1 pseudogene is annotated in these 274 nt (G+C 61.7%); it reads left to right on the top strand.

The annotated features are described in order from the left end of the window. Positions 1-274 (top strand): annotated as a pseudogene (locus M3629_RS28250) (hypothetical protein); the annotation flags it as partial.

Here is a 274-nt window from a genome sequence, read left to right as displayed (position 1 = left end):
CGGGTGCAACCGGTATTGCTGGAGTAACCGGAGCCACAGGAGTAACAGGATTGACGGGTGAAACCGGTGTGACTGGGGCCACGGGCACAGCCGGGGTCACTGGAGCCACCGGTGCAAGCATTACGGGAGCGACGGGAGCTACCGGCGTAGGGTTCAGCGGTATCGTGGCATTTGACCCAGCAGTAGCTCCGACGTATCCAGCCGGTCAAGTGGTGACGTTCAACGGTAGCACGTATGTCACCAATGTAGCCTCGCCAACAGGCACGCCGGGCAC

The sequence above is a fragment of the Paenibacillus polysaccharolyticus genome (assembly GCF_023714295.1).
GTDB lineage: Bacteria > Bacillota > Bacilli > Paenibacillales > Paenibacillaceae > Paenibacillus > Paenibacillus polysaccharolyticus_A.
The sequence above is the reverse complement of the archived record's forward strand: the minus strand, read 5'-3'. Positions and strand labels throughout refer to the sequence as shown.